Raw genomic sequence first — 14,857 nt, forward strand, 5'->3', positions numbered from 1 at the left:
ATGCATATCGTAGGTCCTGTACGGCTGTACAGGACGAGGGGGAAGTCGATGGCTGACTTACTGGGCCGGCTGGGCGGGTGGTGCGCGCGGCACGGCAAGACGGTGCTGGCGCTGTGGGTGATCATCGCGGTGGGGCTGACGGGCGCCAGCCTCGCGCTCGGCCGCCCGGTGAGCAACGACGTCTCCATCCCGGGCACGGACGCGCAGCGGGCCCACGACCTGCTGCGCCAGGGCTTCGGCCCCGGCTTCGACGCGGGAGGCACGGTCCAGCTCGTCCTGCACTCTCAGCGGCCCCTCACCGACGACGATCTGAAGGACGCGGTGGACGACTCGCTCGCCCGCGTCCGCCGGGTGCCGCACGTGGCCGAGGCCGAGGGCCCCTACCGCATGGGCGGCCTGTCCTCCAACCGGCAGATCGGCCTGATCACCGTGCGCCTGCGGGGGCACGACCGGGAGAAGCTGGCCGAGACCACCCAGGCGCTGTCCAGGGCGGCCGACCCGGCACGCGCGGCCGGCGTCGAGGTCGTCCCCGCCGACAGCTCCACCCCGGCCGACAAGGAGATCAAGACCGGGCCGAGCGAGATCATCGGCGTCGTCTGCGCGCTGCTCGTGCTCGTCCTCGCCTTCGGCACGCTCGTGGCCGCCCTCGTGCCCATCTTCAGCGCGCTGGTCAGCGTGGCCACCGGCCTCGGCGTCATCGGCCTGCTCGGCCACGTCACCGACGTCCCCAAGCAGGCGGGCATCATGGCCACCATGATCGGCCTGGGCGTGGGCATCGACTACGCGCTGTTCCTGATGTCGCGCCACCGCAGGCTCCTGGCCGAGGGGGTGCCGGTCCACGAGGCCGTGCGCAGGACCGCCGCCGGCTCCGGCGGCGCGGTGGTGTTCGCGGGCGGCACCGTGATCATCGCGCTGAGCGCGCTCGTCCTCGGCGGCTTCCCGCTGCTGCGGACGCTCGGGTGGATCACCGGTATCTCGGTGATCACCGCCGTGCTCACCTCCGTCACGCTGGTCCCGGCGATCATGGGTCTCCTCGGGCACAGGGTCAACGCGCTGCGGGTGCTCAGGACGTCGGAGTCCGGCCCGTCGGCCTGGGGCCGGCTGGGCTCCTGGGTGGCCGGGCGGCCCTGGCGGGTACTGCTGGGCAGCGTGGTCGTCCTGGCCGCGCTCGCGGCCCCCGCGCTGGCGCTCAAGCTCGGCCCGCTGGACGACGGCTACGCCGAGCAGGGCTCTCCCCAGCGGCGCGCCTACGAGCTCATGGCCACCGGATTCGGCCCGGGCGTCAACGGCCCGCTGCTGGTCGTGGCCGAGGGCACCAGCTGGGGCGAGGCCGTCGAGGAGGCCGTCGCCGCGGTGCCCGGCGTGGCCCACGTCGCCCCGGCCAAGGTCAACGACTCCGGCACCGCGGTGCTGGTCCAGGCGATTCCCGAGTACGCCCCCAGCGACCCGCGCGCCTTGGAGGTCGTCGAGCGGGTGCGCGCGCTGCCCATCGAGGGGCTGCACGTGGGCGGCGAGGTCGCCGCGCTGGCCGACGCGGGCGAGCGCATCTCCGGGCGGACCCCGCTGGTCATCGGCGTGGTGGTGCTGCTGTCGGCGCTGCTGTTGCTGCTGGCCTTCCGCGCGCCGGTGGTGGCGCTCAAGGCGGCGCTGATGAACCTCATCTCGCTCGGCGCCGCCTTCGGGGCGCTCGCCCTGGTCTTCTCCCTGGGCCTGGGCAGCCGCCTGGTCGGCATGGACCCGCCCGCCACCCCCTCCTACCTGGAGGCGTACTTCTTCAGCGTGCCGATCGACACCTACGTGCCGCTGATGCTGTTCGCGGTGCTGTTCGGGCTGTCGATGGACTACGAGGTCTTCCTCCTGACCGCGGTACGGCAGGCCTACCTCAGGCACGGCGACAACCGCAGGGCCGTGGCCGACGGGCTGGGCTCGACCGGCCGGGTCATCACCTCGGCCGCGCTCATCATGGTCGCGGTGTTCGTGGCCTTCATCGCCTACCCCGACCCGCTGGTGAAGGTGTTCGGCGTGGGCCTGGCGGTGGCCATCGCCGTGGACGCCACGATCATCCGCGGCTTCCTCGTCCCGGCCACCATGGCGCTGCTGGGCCGGCTCAACTGGTGGTGCCCGCGCTGGCTGGACCGGCTGCTGCCGAACCTGTCGGTGGAGGGGCACGAGGAGGAGGACGAGGCGGCGCCGCGGGAGCTGTCCCTGTCGGGCCGGTGACCGTCACGGCCGTGCACTCACGGGATATCCGGAGGGTCACGGCCGTTGGCACACCGTGTGATTACGTGGAAGAACGTCCCCTATGCGAGCTATGCGCAAGGCATTGACCAGTGCCGCAGTGCCCTTGTCGCCTTACTGTCGTCGGCCGTGCCCGCCTCGGCCATCACCGGAGGCGCGTCCGACGGCAACCGGCACCCCAACGTCGCCCTCATCCGCTACTACCGGCCGGACGGGCGCTTCCGCTGCTCGGCCACCCTGATCTCACCCACGGTCCTGCTCACCACGGCCCACTGCACGCAGGGCACGCTCGGCAAGACCCTCGTCACCTTCGGCTCGGTCATCGCGGAGAACCCGCCCGCGCCGTTCCCCGCTGCGGCCGACCCGGGCAAGGGCTACACCGCCGACGAGATCGCCAAGGCCGGTTACCTGTCCGGCACAGCCCACACCCACCCGCAGTACTCCGGCTTCACCGACCTCGACAACTGGAACGACGTCGGCGTGGTCGTCCTGGACAAGCCGGTCTCGGGCATCGCCCCCGCGAAGCTCGCCCCCTCCCGCTACCTGGACGCCTACGAGCAGCCCAAGCTCAACAAGACGATCTTCACGTTCGTCGGCTACGGCACGGAGGTCCGCAAGCCCCTCACCGGGCCGCAGAAGCCCCAGCCGATGAGCTACCCGCTGATGCGGCGCTTCGCCGAGTCTCCCGGCCAGAAGCTCACCGAGCAGATCCTGCAGGTCAACGGCAACTACAACGACACGCGCGGCACCGGCGGCACCTGCTTCGGCGACTCCGGCGGCCCCGGCTTCCACGGCGGCAACCTCGTCACCGTGACCAGCTACGGCTACACCGACAACTGCCGCTACCTCGGCGGCATGCAGCGGGTGGACATCCCGGTCGTGCTGACCTGGGTGCGCTCCTTCCTCTGATCCGTCCCTCTGATCCGTCCCTCGGTCCGGGTACGGCGCGAGCCGTACCCGGACCGGCTCAGAACACGATGACGCTGCGGGCCACCGCGCCCCGCCGTACCCGGTCCACCGCCTCGTTGACCTCCTCCAGCGCGACCCGCTCGGAGATCAGCCCGTCGAGGTCGAGGCGGCCCCGCCGGTACTGGCCGACCAGCATGGGCAGGTCCCGCAGCGGCGCCGCGTCGCCGCCCTGCGTGCCCATCAGGCGCCGCGACGAGAACAGCAGCGCGGGGTCGATCTCCACCGGCGCGCCCCGCGGCGGGCTGCCGACCATGACGGTCGTGCCGCCCGGCTGGGTGGCGGCGAAGGCCTGGGCCAGCACCCCCGGCGCGCCCGTGGCGTCGAAGGCGTAGTCCACCCCGCCCCTGACCACCTCGCCCACCTGGGCGGGCAGGTCGCCGGCCATCAGCGTGTGGGTGGCGCCGAACCGCTCGGCCAGCTTGAGCTTGTGCTCGGCCACGTCGGCGGCGACGATCGTGGTCGCGCCCGCGAGCACCGCGCCCTGGATCACGTTGAGCCCGACGCCGCCGCAGCCGACGACCAGCACGCTGGAGCCCGGCTCGACGCGTGCGACGTTCAGGACCGCGCCCACGCCCGTGATCACGCCGCAGGCCAGCAGCGCCATGGCGTCGAAGGCCGTGTCCTGGCCGGCCTTCACGCACATCGCCTCGCGGACGACCGCGTACTCGGCGAACGACCCGATGCCGATGAAGCGGCGCACCTCCCGGCCGTCCATGGCGATCCGTGGCGGGCCGCCCATGACGGCCGTCATCCGGTCGGGCCCCGAGCACAGGTGGAAGCGGCCCGCGCCGCAGCCCCGGCACCGGCCGCAGGCCCCGCTCATCGCGACGATCACGTGGTCGCCCGGCCGGACGCCGTTCACACCGGGGCCTGTGCTCTCCACCACGCCCGCGCTCTCGTGGCCGAGCACGAACGGCGGGCGGGCGACGACCGGGCTCTTGCCGTCGATCGCCTTGAGGTCCGAGCCGCAGATGCCCGAGGCCTTGATGCGGACGCGCACCTCGCCGGGGCCCGGATCGGCGATCTCCACCTCCCGGATCTCCAGCGGCGCGTGGAAGTCGGTCAGGACGGCGGCGCGCATCAACATGCACGTCACGCTAGCCGTACGCCTGTCTTGTAGCAAGCAATTGCTTGGCTTACGCTGGCGTCACCCAAGCGAGCGCTAGGCCAAGAGGCGGGTGCCATGAGAGGTATGGTGTTGTTCACCGCGGCGGTGCTCGCCGCAGCGGGATGCGCGGCCCAGCAGCAGTCCGGTACGGCAGGCGCCGCCGGCGCGGGAGTGACGGCCACCGGCGTCAAGGTCGGCGGGGTGCTCACCAAGACCTCCGCCACCGGCTACTCCACCAAGGACGCCGAGATCGGCGCCAGGGCCCGCTTCGAGCGCGCCAACGCGGCCGGCGGCGTCCACGGCCGCAGGATCGAGTTCGTCGGCGCCGAGGACGACACCCAGGACGCGGCCAAGGGCGACGCGGCGGCCAAGAAGCTGGTGCAAAAAGACGGCGTCTTCGCCCTCGTGCCGGTGCACGCGCCCAACTTCGGCGGCGCGGCCTTCCTGGAGCAGCAGGGCGTGCCGTGGTTCGGCTGGGCGACGGGCCCGCAGTGGTGCGGCACCAAGACCGGCTTCGGCTACAACGGCTGCCTGGCGCCCAAGCCGGGCGCGGGCTCGCAGACCTGGTGGGGGCGGCAGATGGCCGACCTGCTCGGCGGCGCGCAGGGCAAGACCGTCTGGGTGCAGACCTCCGACTCCAGCGGCAGCAAGTACGGCGGCAAGACCATCTCCCAGTCCTTCGAGGCCGCGGGCTTCACCGTCGTCGGCGTCAACTCCGCGCTGCCCGCCGCCGCGCCGCCGCCCGACTGGCTGCCCTACGTCAACAAGATCATGACCTCCAACCAGGGCAAGGCGCCCGACGTCGTGGTGTCGGTGATCGCCGGGACCAAGTTCAACGCCGGGCTCTACGCGGCGCTGAAGAAGGCCGGCTACAAGGGCGTGCTGACCGACGCCACCAGCTACGACGCCAACATCCTCAAGGACCCCGCGCAGGCGCAGGCCTTCGAGGGCGTCATCGCGGCGCCCATGTTCGAGCCCTTCGAGTCCAGCGCGCCGGAGATCCGGCAGATGCGCGAGGACGTCGAGGCCGTCGTCCCCGGCACCCGGCTCACCCAGCACCTGGCCATCGGCTACTGGTCGGCCGACATCTTCCTCAAGGTGCTGGAGCAGACCGGCAAGGACCTGACCAGGCAGAAGTTCCTGGACACCGCGAATTCCGGCTTCACCTACGAAAGCGCCGGGTTCGGCAGGATCCAGTACCCCAAGGACCACGACGAGCCCAACGGCTGCGGCGCGCTGGTCAGGATCCAGGGCGGCGCCTTCCAGGTGGCCAGGAACATGAAGTGCTTCGACAACGTCCCGCTCAAGCCGTGACAGCCGTGACATGAGCGAGCTCCTCGGCTACGTCCTCAGCGGCCTGGTCACCGGCGCGATCTTCGCGCTGATGGGGTCGGGCCTGACCCTGTCCTACGCCGCGACGGGCGTGTTCAACTTCGCGCACGGCGCGATCGGCTTCCTGGCCGCGCTGCTGCACTACGAGCTCACCGTGGGGCTGGGGGTGCCGTCCTGGGCCGCGGCGGCGGCCGCCGTGGGGGTCTTCGCGCCCGCCCTGGGCTACGCCCTGCACAAGGCCATGTTCCGCGGGCTCGCCCAGGCGGGCGAGACGGCCCAGATCGTCGGCACCATCGGGCTGACGATCGCGCTGCCCGCGCTCGGGCTGTTCCTCGTCGACCTGCTGGGCTGGCTGCCCGTGGACGTGGCCCACCCGCGCGGCCTCGGCCCCACGCCCGCGGCCACGGTGACCGTGCTCGGCACGGCGCTCGACACCGACCAGCTGATCACCTTCGGCTTCGCCGTCCTGGCCGCCGCGGGGCTGTGGGTGTTCCTGCGGCACACGCCGTACGGCCTGCGCACCCGGGCGTGCGTGGACCGGCGCGGGCTCGCGCGGCTGCGCGGCATCGACGCCGACGCCACGTCGGCGGTGGCCTGGATGCTCAGCTCGGCCCTGGCCGCGCTGGCGGGCGTGCTGGCCGCGCCCGTCCTCGGGCTGGACTCCCACGCCTACACCGTGCTGCTGTTCGCCTCGGCGACCGCGGCGGTCTTCGGGCGGCTGCGGTCGGTGCCGTGGACGTTCGCGGCGGGGCTGGCCCTGGGCGTGGTGCAGAACCTCGTCGCCGGGTACGCCGACGTCTTCGAGGAGGTCACCGGGCTGCGCACCGCCGTACCGGTCATCCTGCTGTTCGCGGGGCTGGTGCTGCTCAACCGGTCGCGCGAGCGGGTCGCGGGGAGCACGGCCGAGGACGCGCCGCCGCCCGACTACCTGGCGGGCCTGCCGGCGTGGCGGCGGCGCCTGCCCTGGGCGGCCGGGCTGGCGGCGCTGCTGGCCTTCGCCTTCACCGCGCCGGACTACTACGTCGGCGTCGCGGCCCAGGGGCTGGTGCTGGCGCTGATCTTCTGCTCGTTCGTCGTGGTGACCGGCATCGGCGGCATGGTCAACCTGGCGCAGGCGGCCTTCGCCGCGATGGCGGCGCTGACGTGCGGCTGGGCGTTCGCGTCGGGGCTGCCGTTCTTCGCGGCCATCGTGCTCGGCGTGCTGGCGGCCACGGCGGTGGGCGTGCTGGTCGCGCTGCCGGCGCTGCGGCTGGGCGGGCGGATCCTGACCCTGGCCACGCTGGCGCTGGCGTTGCTGGCCGACCAGGTGCTGTTCCAGGTGGACGCCTTCAGCAACGGGACCATCGGGTGGCCGCTGCCGGCGATCGGCTTCGGGTTCGCCGACACGACCTCCCCGCGGGTGCGGGTCGTGGTGCTGCTGGCGCTGATCGCGGTCGTCGCGTGGCTGGTGCGCAACCTGGAGCGCTCGGCGTCCGGGCGGGCGATCCTGGCGGTGCGGTCCGCCCCGGCGGCGGCGACCACCTCGGGGCTGTCGGCGCCACGGGCCAAGATCATGCTCTTCGCGCTGGCGTCGGCGATCGCGGGGCTGGGCGGGGTGCTGTTCGCGGTGTCCAAGGGCTCGATCACCGCGACCGACCTGCCGGCCTTCGCGGGGTTCGTGTGGCTCGCGGTGGTGGTGCTCCAGGGCGTGCGACGCATCGGCGGCGCGGTGCTGGGCGGCCTCATCGCGGCGGGCTTCCCGGAGCTGCTGGCGAACTGGGGCGTCTCGGCTCACGTGGGGGCGATCCTGTTCGGGCTGGGCGGCGTGATTTTGGCCAAGCATCCCGACGGCGTGCTGGCCCAGCTGGCCGAGCGTCGTCACCGGCGCTCGCCGACGTCCCGCCCCGCCGTACCGCAGGCACCCCCGGCGTCGGAGCGTGTGGCCTCGGCCGCGGGGACGGCGGGGCGGGGGGACGGCGAGGGGCCGCTGTTCGTCCTCGACCGCGTCGTGGCCGGGTACGGCGACTGCACGGTGCTGCGGGGCGTCAGCCTCGAGGTTCGCGCGGGCGAGGTCGTGGCGCTGCTCGGCGCCAACGGCGCGGGCAAGTCCACCACGTGCGCCGTGGCCGCGGGTGACCTGCCCCTGACCGGCGGCCGGGTCCTCCTCGACGGCCTCGACGTCACCCCCTGGCCCGCCCACCGCCGCGCCCGGGCCGGGATCTTCCTGGCCCCCGAGGGGCGCGGCGTGTTCCCCGGCCTGACCGTCGAGGAGAACCTGCGCACCTGGCTGCCCGACCCCGCCCCCGTCTACGACCGCCTGCCCCAGCTCGCGGCGCGCCGTACGGTCGCCGCCGGAGCCCTGTCCGGCGGCGAGCAGCAGCTGCTGACCCTCGCCCCGGCCCTGGTGCGGCCGCCCAAGGTGCTGATCGCCGACGAGCCCTCGCTGGGCCTCGCGCCGCGGGTCGTCGAGCAGGTCTTCGCCCTGTTCGCCGAGCTGCGCGAGCGCGGCGTGGCGCTGCTGCTGGTGGAGGAGAAGGCCACCGAGGCGCTGGCGGTCGCCGACCGCGTGGCGTTCATGCGCCTGGGCGAGATCACCTGGACGGGCGACAGGGGCGACGTGGACGACGACCGGCTGACCGCCGCCTACCTGGGGGTCGCATGAACGGCACGATGCTGGCCGTCCGGGATGTCTCGGTGGCCTTCGGCGGCGTCCGGGCGCTGTCGGGGGTGTCGTTCGAGGTGCCCGAGGGGCAGGTGTGCGGGGTCATCGGGCCCAACGGCGCGGGCAAGACGACGCTGTTCGACGTGATCTCGGGCCTGCGGCGGCCCACGAGCGGCCGGGTGGCGATCGGCGGCAGGGACGTGACGGGCGTCTCGGCCGTCGGGCGCGCCAGGTCGGGGCTGCGCCGTACCTTCCAGCGCACCCAGGTGTTCGGCAGGCTGACCGTCGCCGAGAACGTGCTGGCCGCGCTGGAGTGGCCGGACCAGGCGTTCCTCGCCGACCTGGCGGGCTGGCCAGCGCGGCGGCGGCTGGAGGCCGAGCGCCGCCGGAGGGTCGCCGAGGTGCTGGAGCTGTGCGGGCTGACCCGGCTGCGGGACGCCTACGCGGCCGCCCTCCCCGTGGGGCAGCGGCGGCTGGTCGAGCTGGCGCGGGCGCTGGCCGGCCGCCCCAAGGTGCTGCTGCTGGACGAGCCGACCTCGGGGCTGGACGCCGACCAGATGGCCAGGCTGCGCGAGGTCATCGCCGCCCTGGAGACCACGGTGCTGCTGGTGGAGCACGACATGGGGTTCGTCATGGGCGTGTGCGACCGGCTCGTCGTGCTGGACCTGGGCAAGGTGATCGCCACCGGGCCGCCCGCCGCCGTTCGGGAGGACCCGGCGGTCAGGGCCGCCTACCTGGGATGAGCCTGGGCGGGCCGGGTGAACGGCCGTGACCTGGGCGTCTTCTTCGGGCATGAGCTGGGGCGACGTCCTGGAGCATGCGCCGAGTGTAGCAAGCGCTTGGCTAAATCATGGCGCCGGGCGTTGCGCTGGGCCCACATCGTGAGGCGTCATAGCCCTATGAGGACGAACTCCACGGCCGCCGTTCTCCTCGGCCACGTGCCGCTGTACGGGCTGCTGACGATCACCCTGGACGTCGTCGCGAGGGACCGCGCCCTCGTGGTCCTCGACGCGCCGGTGTTCGCCGTGGCGGCCGTGCTCCTGGCCTTCCCCGCGGTTCTCGTCTACCGGGGCGAGCCGCTGGGCGCGCTGCTGGCCGGGCTGTTCGGTGCGCCGTACCTGGCCGTGCTCGGCGTCCTGCTGTTCCAGGCGAGCGTGCCGTTGGTGGCCGTGTCCGGCGTCGACCTGTTCCCGGGGGTGCCAGGCGCTGTGCCGTTGTGGTTCGCCGTCGCGCGGCCCGTGCTGCTGGCCTGCGCCGTGGCCACCTACCTCGCCGGGGTGCTCGCCCTGCCGCGCAGCGCCGGGGCCAGGCCCGCGCCCGTGGCCGCCGCGCTGTTCGCCCACGGCCTGTCCGCCGGTCCGGTCGTCGTCGTCCTGGGCGCGGTCGCGATCGCCGAGCACTCCGGGGGGCACGCCGCCGCGGTGGACGTCTCGGCTCTCGGGCGTCAGGGCGTCCTGCTGGGGCTCGCGGCGGTCTGCCTGGCGATGCTGGCGTGGGCGGCGAGGGTGCGGGGGTCCTCCAGCGGGCCGCTCGTGGCCGTGGGCGCGTTCGCGCTGCCGTACCTCGCCCTGCTGGACCAGGTCACGCGCGTCACCCCGTTTCCCGAGGGGCGGCTGCTGGAGAGCGCGCCGGTGTGGTACGCGCCCGCCCTGCACAGCGTCGTGGTGTGCTCGGCGCTGATGTTCCTGCTCGGGCTGGGCGTCCTGGCCAGAGAACCAAGCGTGCGCTAGTTTGGTTTCGTGGATCTCGACTTCACGGCGGCCGAACGTGACTTCCGCGCCGAGGTGCGCGCCTGGCTCGCCGCCAACGTCCCGCGGAACCTGCCCTCCATGAACACGCCCGCCGGCTTCCAGGCCCACCGCGAGTGGGAGGCGCGCCTGGCAGACGCGCGGCTGTCGGTGGTGTCCTGGCCGGAGGAGTACGGCGGGCGCGGCGCCTCCCTGGTCGAGTGGCTGATCTTCGAGGAGGAGTACTGGGCGGCGGGCGCGCCGGGCAGGGTCAGCCAGAACGGCATCTTCCTCCTGGCGCCCACCCTGTTCGCCTACGGCACCGAGGAGCAGAAGGCCGGGTTCCTGCCCCGGATGGCGCGGGCGGAGGACGTCTGGGCGCAGGCGTGGTCGGAGCCCGAGGCGGGCAGCGACCTGGCCGCCCTGACCTCGCGCGCGGTCAGGACCGACGGCGGCTGGCTGCTGCACGGCCACAAGACCTGGAGCTCGCGCGCCGCCCACGCCTCGCACGGCTTCGGCCTGTTCCGCACCTCCGGTGAGGGCAGGCACCGCGGCCTGACGTACTTCCTGTTCCCGCTGCGGGACGTCGAGGTGCGGCCCATCGCCCAGCTCGACGGCGAGCCGGGCTTCGCCGAGCTGCGCTTCGACGGCGTGTTCGTCCCCGACTCGGGGGTGCTGGGCGCGCCGGGGGAGGGCTGGCGGATCGCGATGGCCACCACCTCCTCCGAGCGCGGCCTCACCCTACGCAGCCCCGGACGCTTCCTGGCCACCGCCGACCGGCTCGTGGAGCTGGCCGCGGGCGCCGACCCGGCCCTGGCCGACCGGGCCGCGCGCTGCTGGCTCGACGCCGAGGCCTACCGCCTGCAGACCTACGCCGTCGCCCGCCGCATCGCCTCCGGCCGGGACCTCGGCCCCGCCGCCAGCCTCGGCAAGGTCTTCTGGTCCGAGCTCGACCTGCGCATGCACACGCTGGCGCTGGAGCTGCTCGGGGAGCGCGCGGCGGCCACGCCGTGGTTCGACGGCTTCCTGTTCGCGCTGGCCGGACCGATCTACGCGGGCACCAACGAGATCCAGCGCACCATCATCGCCGAGCGCGTGCTGGGGCTGCCGAGATGAACCTGGGTGCCGAGATGGATCTGGGGCTGGGGAGATGAACTTCGCCTTCACCGACGACCAGCTGGCCCTGGCCGCCACCGTGCGGGACCTGCTCGCCGCCCAGGGCCCCGGCCTGCTCGCCGAGCGGCGCGGCCCGGCCTGGGCACGGCTGGCCGAGCTCGGCTTCTTCGGCCTGCTCGTCCCGGCCGAGCACGACGGACTCGGCCTGCGGCTCGCGGACGTCGTGCTCGCCCTGGAGGAGACCGGCCGCGCCTGCCTGCCCGGGCCCGTGGTGGAGACGGCCGTGGCCGCGCCGTTCCTGCTGGGCGGGCCGGAACTGGGCAAGCTGGCCACCGGCGCGCTGTGCGTCACGCTCGTGCAGCCCGGCTCGGGGCTCGCCGTGGACGCCGACGTCGCCGACCTGGTCGTGGCCTGGCCGCGGGCCGCCGGGCGCGACGCCGTACGGCTGACGCCGCATCCCGGCACCGATCCGGGCCGCCGCATGTTCGAGGCGTCCTTCGACGGGGAGGCGGTTCTGCTGCCGGGCTCCGCCGTACCGGCCCTGCGCAGGGCGACCGTCGCGACCGCCGCGCAGCTCGTCGGGGTGGCCCGGTGGCTGCTGGACACCTCGGTCGCCTACGCCAAGGTCCGTACCCAGTTCGGCAGGCCCATCGGCGCCTTCCAGGCGGTCAAGCACATGCTCGCGGACGTGGCGGTGGCCGTGGAGTTCGCCGCGCCGCTGGTCTACCGGGCCGCGCTGGCGGTGGACTGCTCGGAGGCGACCGCCGACCGCGACGTCAGCGGCGCCAAGGCGGCGGCCGGGGAGGCGGCCGTGCTCGCCGCCCGGACCGCGCTGCAGGTCCACGGGGCCGTCGGCTACACCCACGAGCTGGACCTGCGGCACTGGCTGGCCCGGGCGTGGTCGCTGGCCGCCGCCTACGGCGGGACCGCCGAGCACCGGGCGCGCGTGCGCGAGGCGGTCGCGGGGGTGCCCAGATGGCCGTGAAGTACGGCGTGCCGCTGGGCCTGCTGCACCCGGACGCCTGGAAGGACGTCGCCGTGGCCGCCGACGAGCTGGGCTTCGAGTCGGTCTGGCTGCCCGAGCACCTGGTGTTCGCCACGGACCTGTCGACCGCGGCCTACCCCGGCGGCGCCGACCCGGGCATCAAGCCGGCCACGCCCCTGTTCGACGCGCCCGCCTACCTGTGCTGGCTGGCCGCCCACACCCGGCGGGTACGGCTCGGCACCGCGGTCCACCTGTTCGCGCTGCGCCACCCCTTCGTGTCCGCCCGCGCCTTCGCCACGCTCGACGTGGTCTCCGGCGGCCGGGCCGTCTGCGGCGTGGGGGCCGGATGGTACCGGGTGGAGTGGGACGCGGCCGGAGTCGACTTCGCCACCCGCGGGGCGCGGCTGGACGAGGCGCTGGCCGTGGCCCGCCGGCTGTGGAGCGAGCCCGCCGTCGCCCACGCCGGGAGGTTCTACTCCTTTCCCGAGGTGGCCTTCGAGCCCAAGCCGGTGCAGCGCCGCCTGCCGGTCCTGGCCGGCGGCGAGTCACCGGCCGCCCTGCGCCGGGCGGCGGGCGAGTCCTGCGACGGGTGGATCGGCATGCCGCACACGCTGGAGTCGGTCCGGCCGCAGCTGGCCCGCCTGCGGGCGCGCGGGCACGTCCCGGCGACCGTCCACGCCTACGCCCTCGCGTCGCCCGGCGAGATCCCCGCCTGGGAGGCGCTGGGCGTGGACCGGCTCATCGTGCGCCCGTGGCGGCGCAGCCGCGACGCCGTCACCGCGCTCGAACGCTTCGCCGCCGACTACGAGCTGCCCGGAGCGCGGCTGAGCGGCTCCTCCAGCCGGTAGACCCCGGCCATGGCCGGCACGGGGGCCTCGCGGCGGTGGCGCCGGCCGCGCAGCGGGACGTCGGGGGCGACGGCCTCGGCGAACGCCTCCAGGAACGGCCGCTGGGCGGGGGCGCGGTGGCGCCGGCCGCGCAGGGGCGCGTCCTGGCGGAAGCCCTGCAGGTCGGCGGGCTGCTCGCTCCTGCGGCGGCGGCCCCGGTAGGGGCGTGGCGTGAGCACGTCCCTGTCGATCGGTGGCAGGGCCGACACCGTCGCCTCGGCGGCCAGGTCGCGGGAGGCGGCGTCGAGGGGGCGGAAGCGGGTCCGGCGGGGCGGGAGCTTGGGGGTGAAGAAGTCGAACGGCTCGGCGTCCTGCGGGCCGGGGGTGAGGACGTCGAAGGGCTCGAAGGGGTTGGAAGGGTCGGGGCCGGAGGGGCCGGAGGACGCCGTCGTGACGCCCACGGGCTCCTCGCCCGGGATCGAGGGCCTGATCGTCTCCGGGACGATGGCGGCGAAGGCGTCGGTGTCCTCGATGCGGACCATCCTGGGGCCGCGGGGGGACTCGGCGGCCGGTGCGGACGGCACCGCAGCCGCCGGGGCCGGGACGACGGCCGCGGGAACGGCGGGAACCGCGGTCGCAGGAGTGGCGGTCGCGGGCGCGACCTCCGCCAGGGCGGCGGTCGCCGGGCGGGGCGCGCCCCTGCGGCGACGGCGTCGGCCGCGCACGGGCGCCTCGTCGCGCAGCGGGCCCGCGGACGCCAGCCGTACCCGCATCTGCTTGGTCGTCGCCACGGCGAGCACCGCCAGCGCGGCCACCAGCGCCGAGCCCACGAGGGCGGGGGAGTCCACGGCGGGCAGCGCGGCATGCGTGGGGGTGTCGGCGACCACCGGCATCGGCTGGGTGGTGGCCTCCTGGGTGTCGGCCGTCACGGGCTTGGCGTGCTTGCCCGGCTTCCTGGGCGCGGCCTGCTGGGTCGTCGTGGCGCGTTCCACGGTCTGGCCGGGCTCGGCGGCCCGCCCGTCGGACTGCTGGGCGGGCCGAGCCGGGCCGGCCGTCCGGCTCGCCGCCGGGCCCTCCGCGGGGCGGCTGGGCTCGACGCGCGGGATGTGCGTCAGGAGCTCGTTCGTGGTGCCCTGCTCGGACAGGAACGGCGTGCCCTGGGGCAGCGTCCCCTCCTCCCGGTTGGCCTCGGCCTGCTTCTCCGCCTTCTCCAGCCGGGCCTTGATCTCCTCGGGGTAGCCGTAGCCGACGACCTTGTCGGTGTCGCGCACCTTGCGCTTGGCCACGCCCCCGTCGATGTTGCCCTCGATGGTGTGGATCCGGCCGCCCTCGACCTTGGTCACGATGCCCACGTGGTCGATCCGGTCCAGGTCCTTGGACCCGCTCCAGTCGTAGAAGACGAAGGCGCCCGGCTTGGGAACGTTCCCCCAGGCGCCCTGCTTCTTGAACCACTTGGCGTGCGCGACGGTCCAGGCGAACTGCCCGATCCACTCCTCGTACCCGAGCTTGTGCGCCGCCCAGGACAGGAACATGTCGCACCAGGGCTGTTTGCTGTAGTCGGAGTCGAACTCGACGGTCCTGCCGTACCACTCGCCGAACTTGGTGTGACCGCTTGCCTTCTCGGCGTAGCCGAGCTCGCTCTCCAGGAGCTCGAGGTACTTCTTCATCTCCGGTGACATAGAAGCGTGAGGCGCCTTCCGAGCTGCCGGTAGTCTGCTGTGACATGGGAGGCTACCTGGGCCGTGACCTGGTCAAGGACGGCCCAAGCGACCGTCAACGGTCCGCCTCCCGGGGAAACCGCAGGTCAAGAGCGTGCCAGATATGTCAGAAATCGGCGGCAAAATGCATAAAAGATCTACCTGCGAGAGGTTTAGCCGCCAGACCGAATAGAGTTCGGTAGAACACGTTCTAGAA

The 14,857-nt window shown here is 73.9% G+C and carries 11 protein-coding genes; 9 read left to right on the top strand and 2 right to left on the bottom strand.

Annotated features, from left to right (window positions below; genetic code table 11):
- Positions 1–48 precede the first annotated feature (48 nt).
- Both BSB02_RS13065 and BSB02_RS13070 read left to right on the top strand, forming a co-directional pair.
- On the top strand, positions 49–2,220 hold the full coding sequence (locus tag BSB02_RS13065) for an MMPL family transporter (protein WP_084959049.1): 2,172 nt from the start codon (positions 49–51) through the stop codon (positions 2,218–2,220).
- 147 nt (positions 2,221–2,367) lie between these two features.
- Complete coding sequence (locus BSB02_RS13070; RefSeq protein ID WP_206184663.1) at positions 2,368–3,147, top strand: trypsin-like serine protease; 780 nt, start codon at positions 2,368–2,370, stop codon at positions 3,145–3,147.
- A gap of 58 nt (positions 3,148–3,205) precedes the next feature.
- Here the strand turns inward: BSB02_RS13070 and BSB02_RS13075 are convergent, their stop codons facing one another.
- On the bottom strand, positions 3,206–4,294 hold the full coding sequence (locus BSB02_RS13075; RefSeq protein WP_084959050.1) for an alcohol dehydrogenase catalytic domain-containing protein: 1,089 nt from the start codon (positions 4,292–4,294) through the stop codon (positions 3,206–3,208).
- A 105-nt stretch (positions 4,295–4,399) separates the two neighbouring features.
- Here BSB02_RS13075 and BSB02_RS13080 point away from each other — a divergent pair, with 105 nt between their 5' ends.
- The 7 genes from BSB02_RS13080 (at position 4,400) to BSB02_RS13110 (ending at position 12,964) form a co-directional block, all read left to right on the top strand.
- Positions 4,400–5,629 carry an ABC transporter substrate-binding protein gene (locus BSB02_RS13080; RefSeq protein ID WP_158088616.1) on the top strand — a complete coding sequence of 410 codons (1,230 nt, stop codon included), beginning with the start codon at positions 4,400–4,402 and terminating at the stop codon, positions 5,627–5,629.
- Between the two features lie 10 nt (positions 5,630–5,639).
- Positions 5,640–8,288: an ABC transporter permease subunit gene (locus BSB02_RS13085; RefSeq protein WP_084959052.1), complete on the top strand. Its 2,649-nt coding sequence runs from the start codon at positions 5,640–5,642 to the stop codon at positions 8,286–8,288.
- On the top strand, positions 8,285–9,031 hold the full coding sequence (locus tag BSB02_RS13090; RefSeq protein ID WP_084959053.1) for an ABC transporter ATP-binding protein: 747 nt from the start codon (positions 8,285–8,287) through the stop codon (positions 9,029–9,031). Before BSB02_RS13085 ends, BSB02_RS13090 begins: the two co-directional genes overlap by 4 nt.
- Positions 9,032–9,187: 156 nt before the next feature.
- Positions 9,188–10,018, top strand: coding sequence for a hypothetical protein (locus BSB02_RS13095; protein WP_084959054.1), 831 nt, complete (start codon positions 9,188–9,190; stop codon positions 10,016–10,018).
- 9 nt (positions 10,019–10,027) lie between these two features.
- Positions 10,028–11,131 carry an acyl-CoA dehydrogenase family protein gene (locus tag BSB02_RS13100; protein ID WP_084959055.1) on the top strand — a complete coding sequence of 368 codons (1,104 nt, stop codon included), beginning with the start codon at positions 10,028–10,030 and terminating at the stop codon, positions 11,129–11,131.
- A gap of 34 nt (positions 11,132–11,165) precedes the next feature.
- Entirely contained in the window at positions 11,166–12,116 is a 951-nt protein-coding gene (locus BSB02_RS13105) for an acyl-CoA dehydrogenase family protein (protein WP_084959056.1), read from the top strand.
- On the top strand, positions 12,107–12,964 hold the full coding sequence (locus BSB02_RS13110; protein ID WP_084959057.1) for a TIGR03619 family F420-dependent LLM class oxidoreductase: 858 nt from the start codon (positions 12,107–12,109) through the stop codon (positions 12,962–12,964). The genes BSB02_RS13105 and BSB02_RS13110 overlap by 10 nt, the downstream gene beginning before the upstream one ends.
- Here the strand turns inward: BSB02_RS13110 and BSB02_RS42165 are convergent.
- Complete coding sequence (locus BSB02_RS42165; RefSeq protein WP_240506401.1) at positions 12,919–14,610, bottom strand: CHAP domain-containing protein; 1,692 nt, start codon at positions 14,608–14,610, stop codon at positions 12,919–12,921. The genes BSB02_RS13110 and BSB02_RS42165 overlap by 46 nt on opposite strands.
- Positions 14,611–14,857 lie beyond the last annotated feature (247 nt).

The organism is Thermoactinospora rubra (assembly GCF_002093975.1).
Classification (GTDB): Bacteria; Actinomycetota; Actinomycetes; order Streptosporangiales; family Streptosporangiaceae; genus Nonomuraea; species Nonomuraea rubra_A.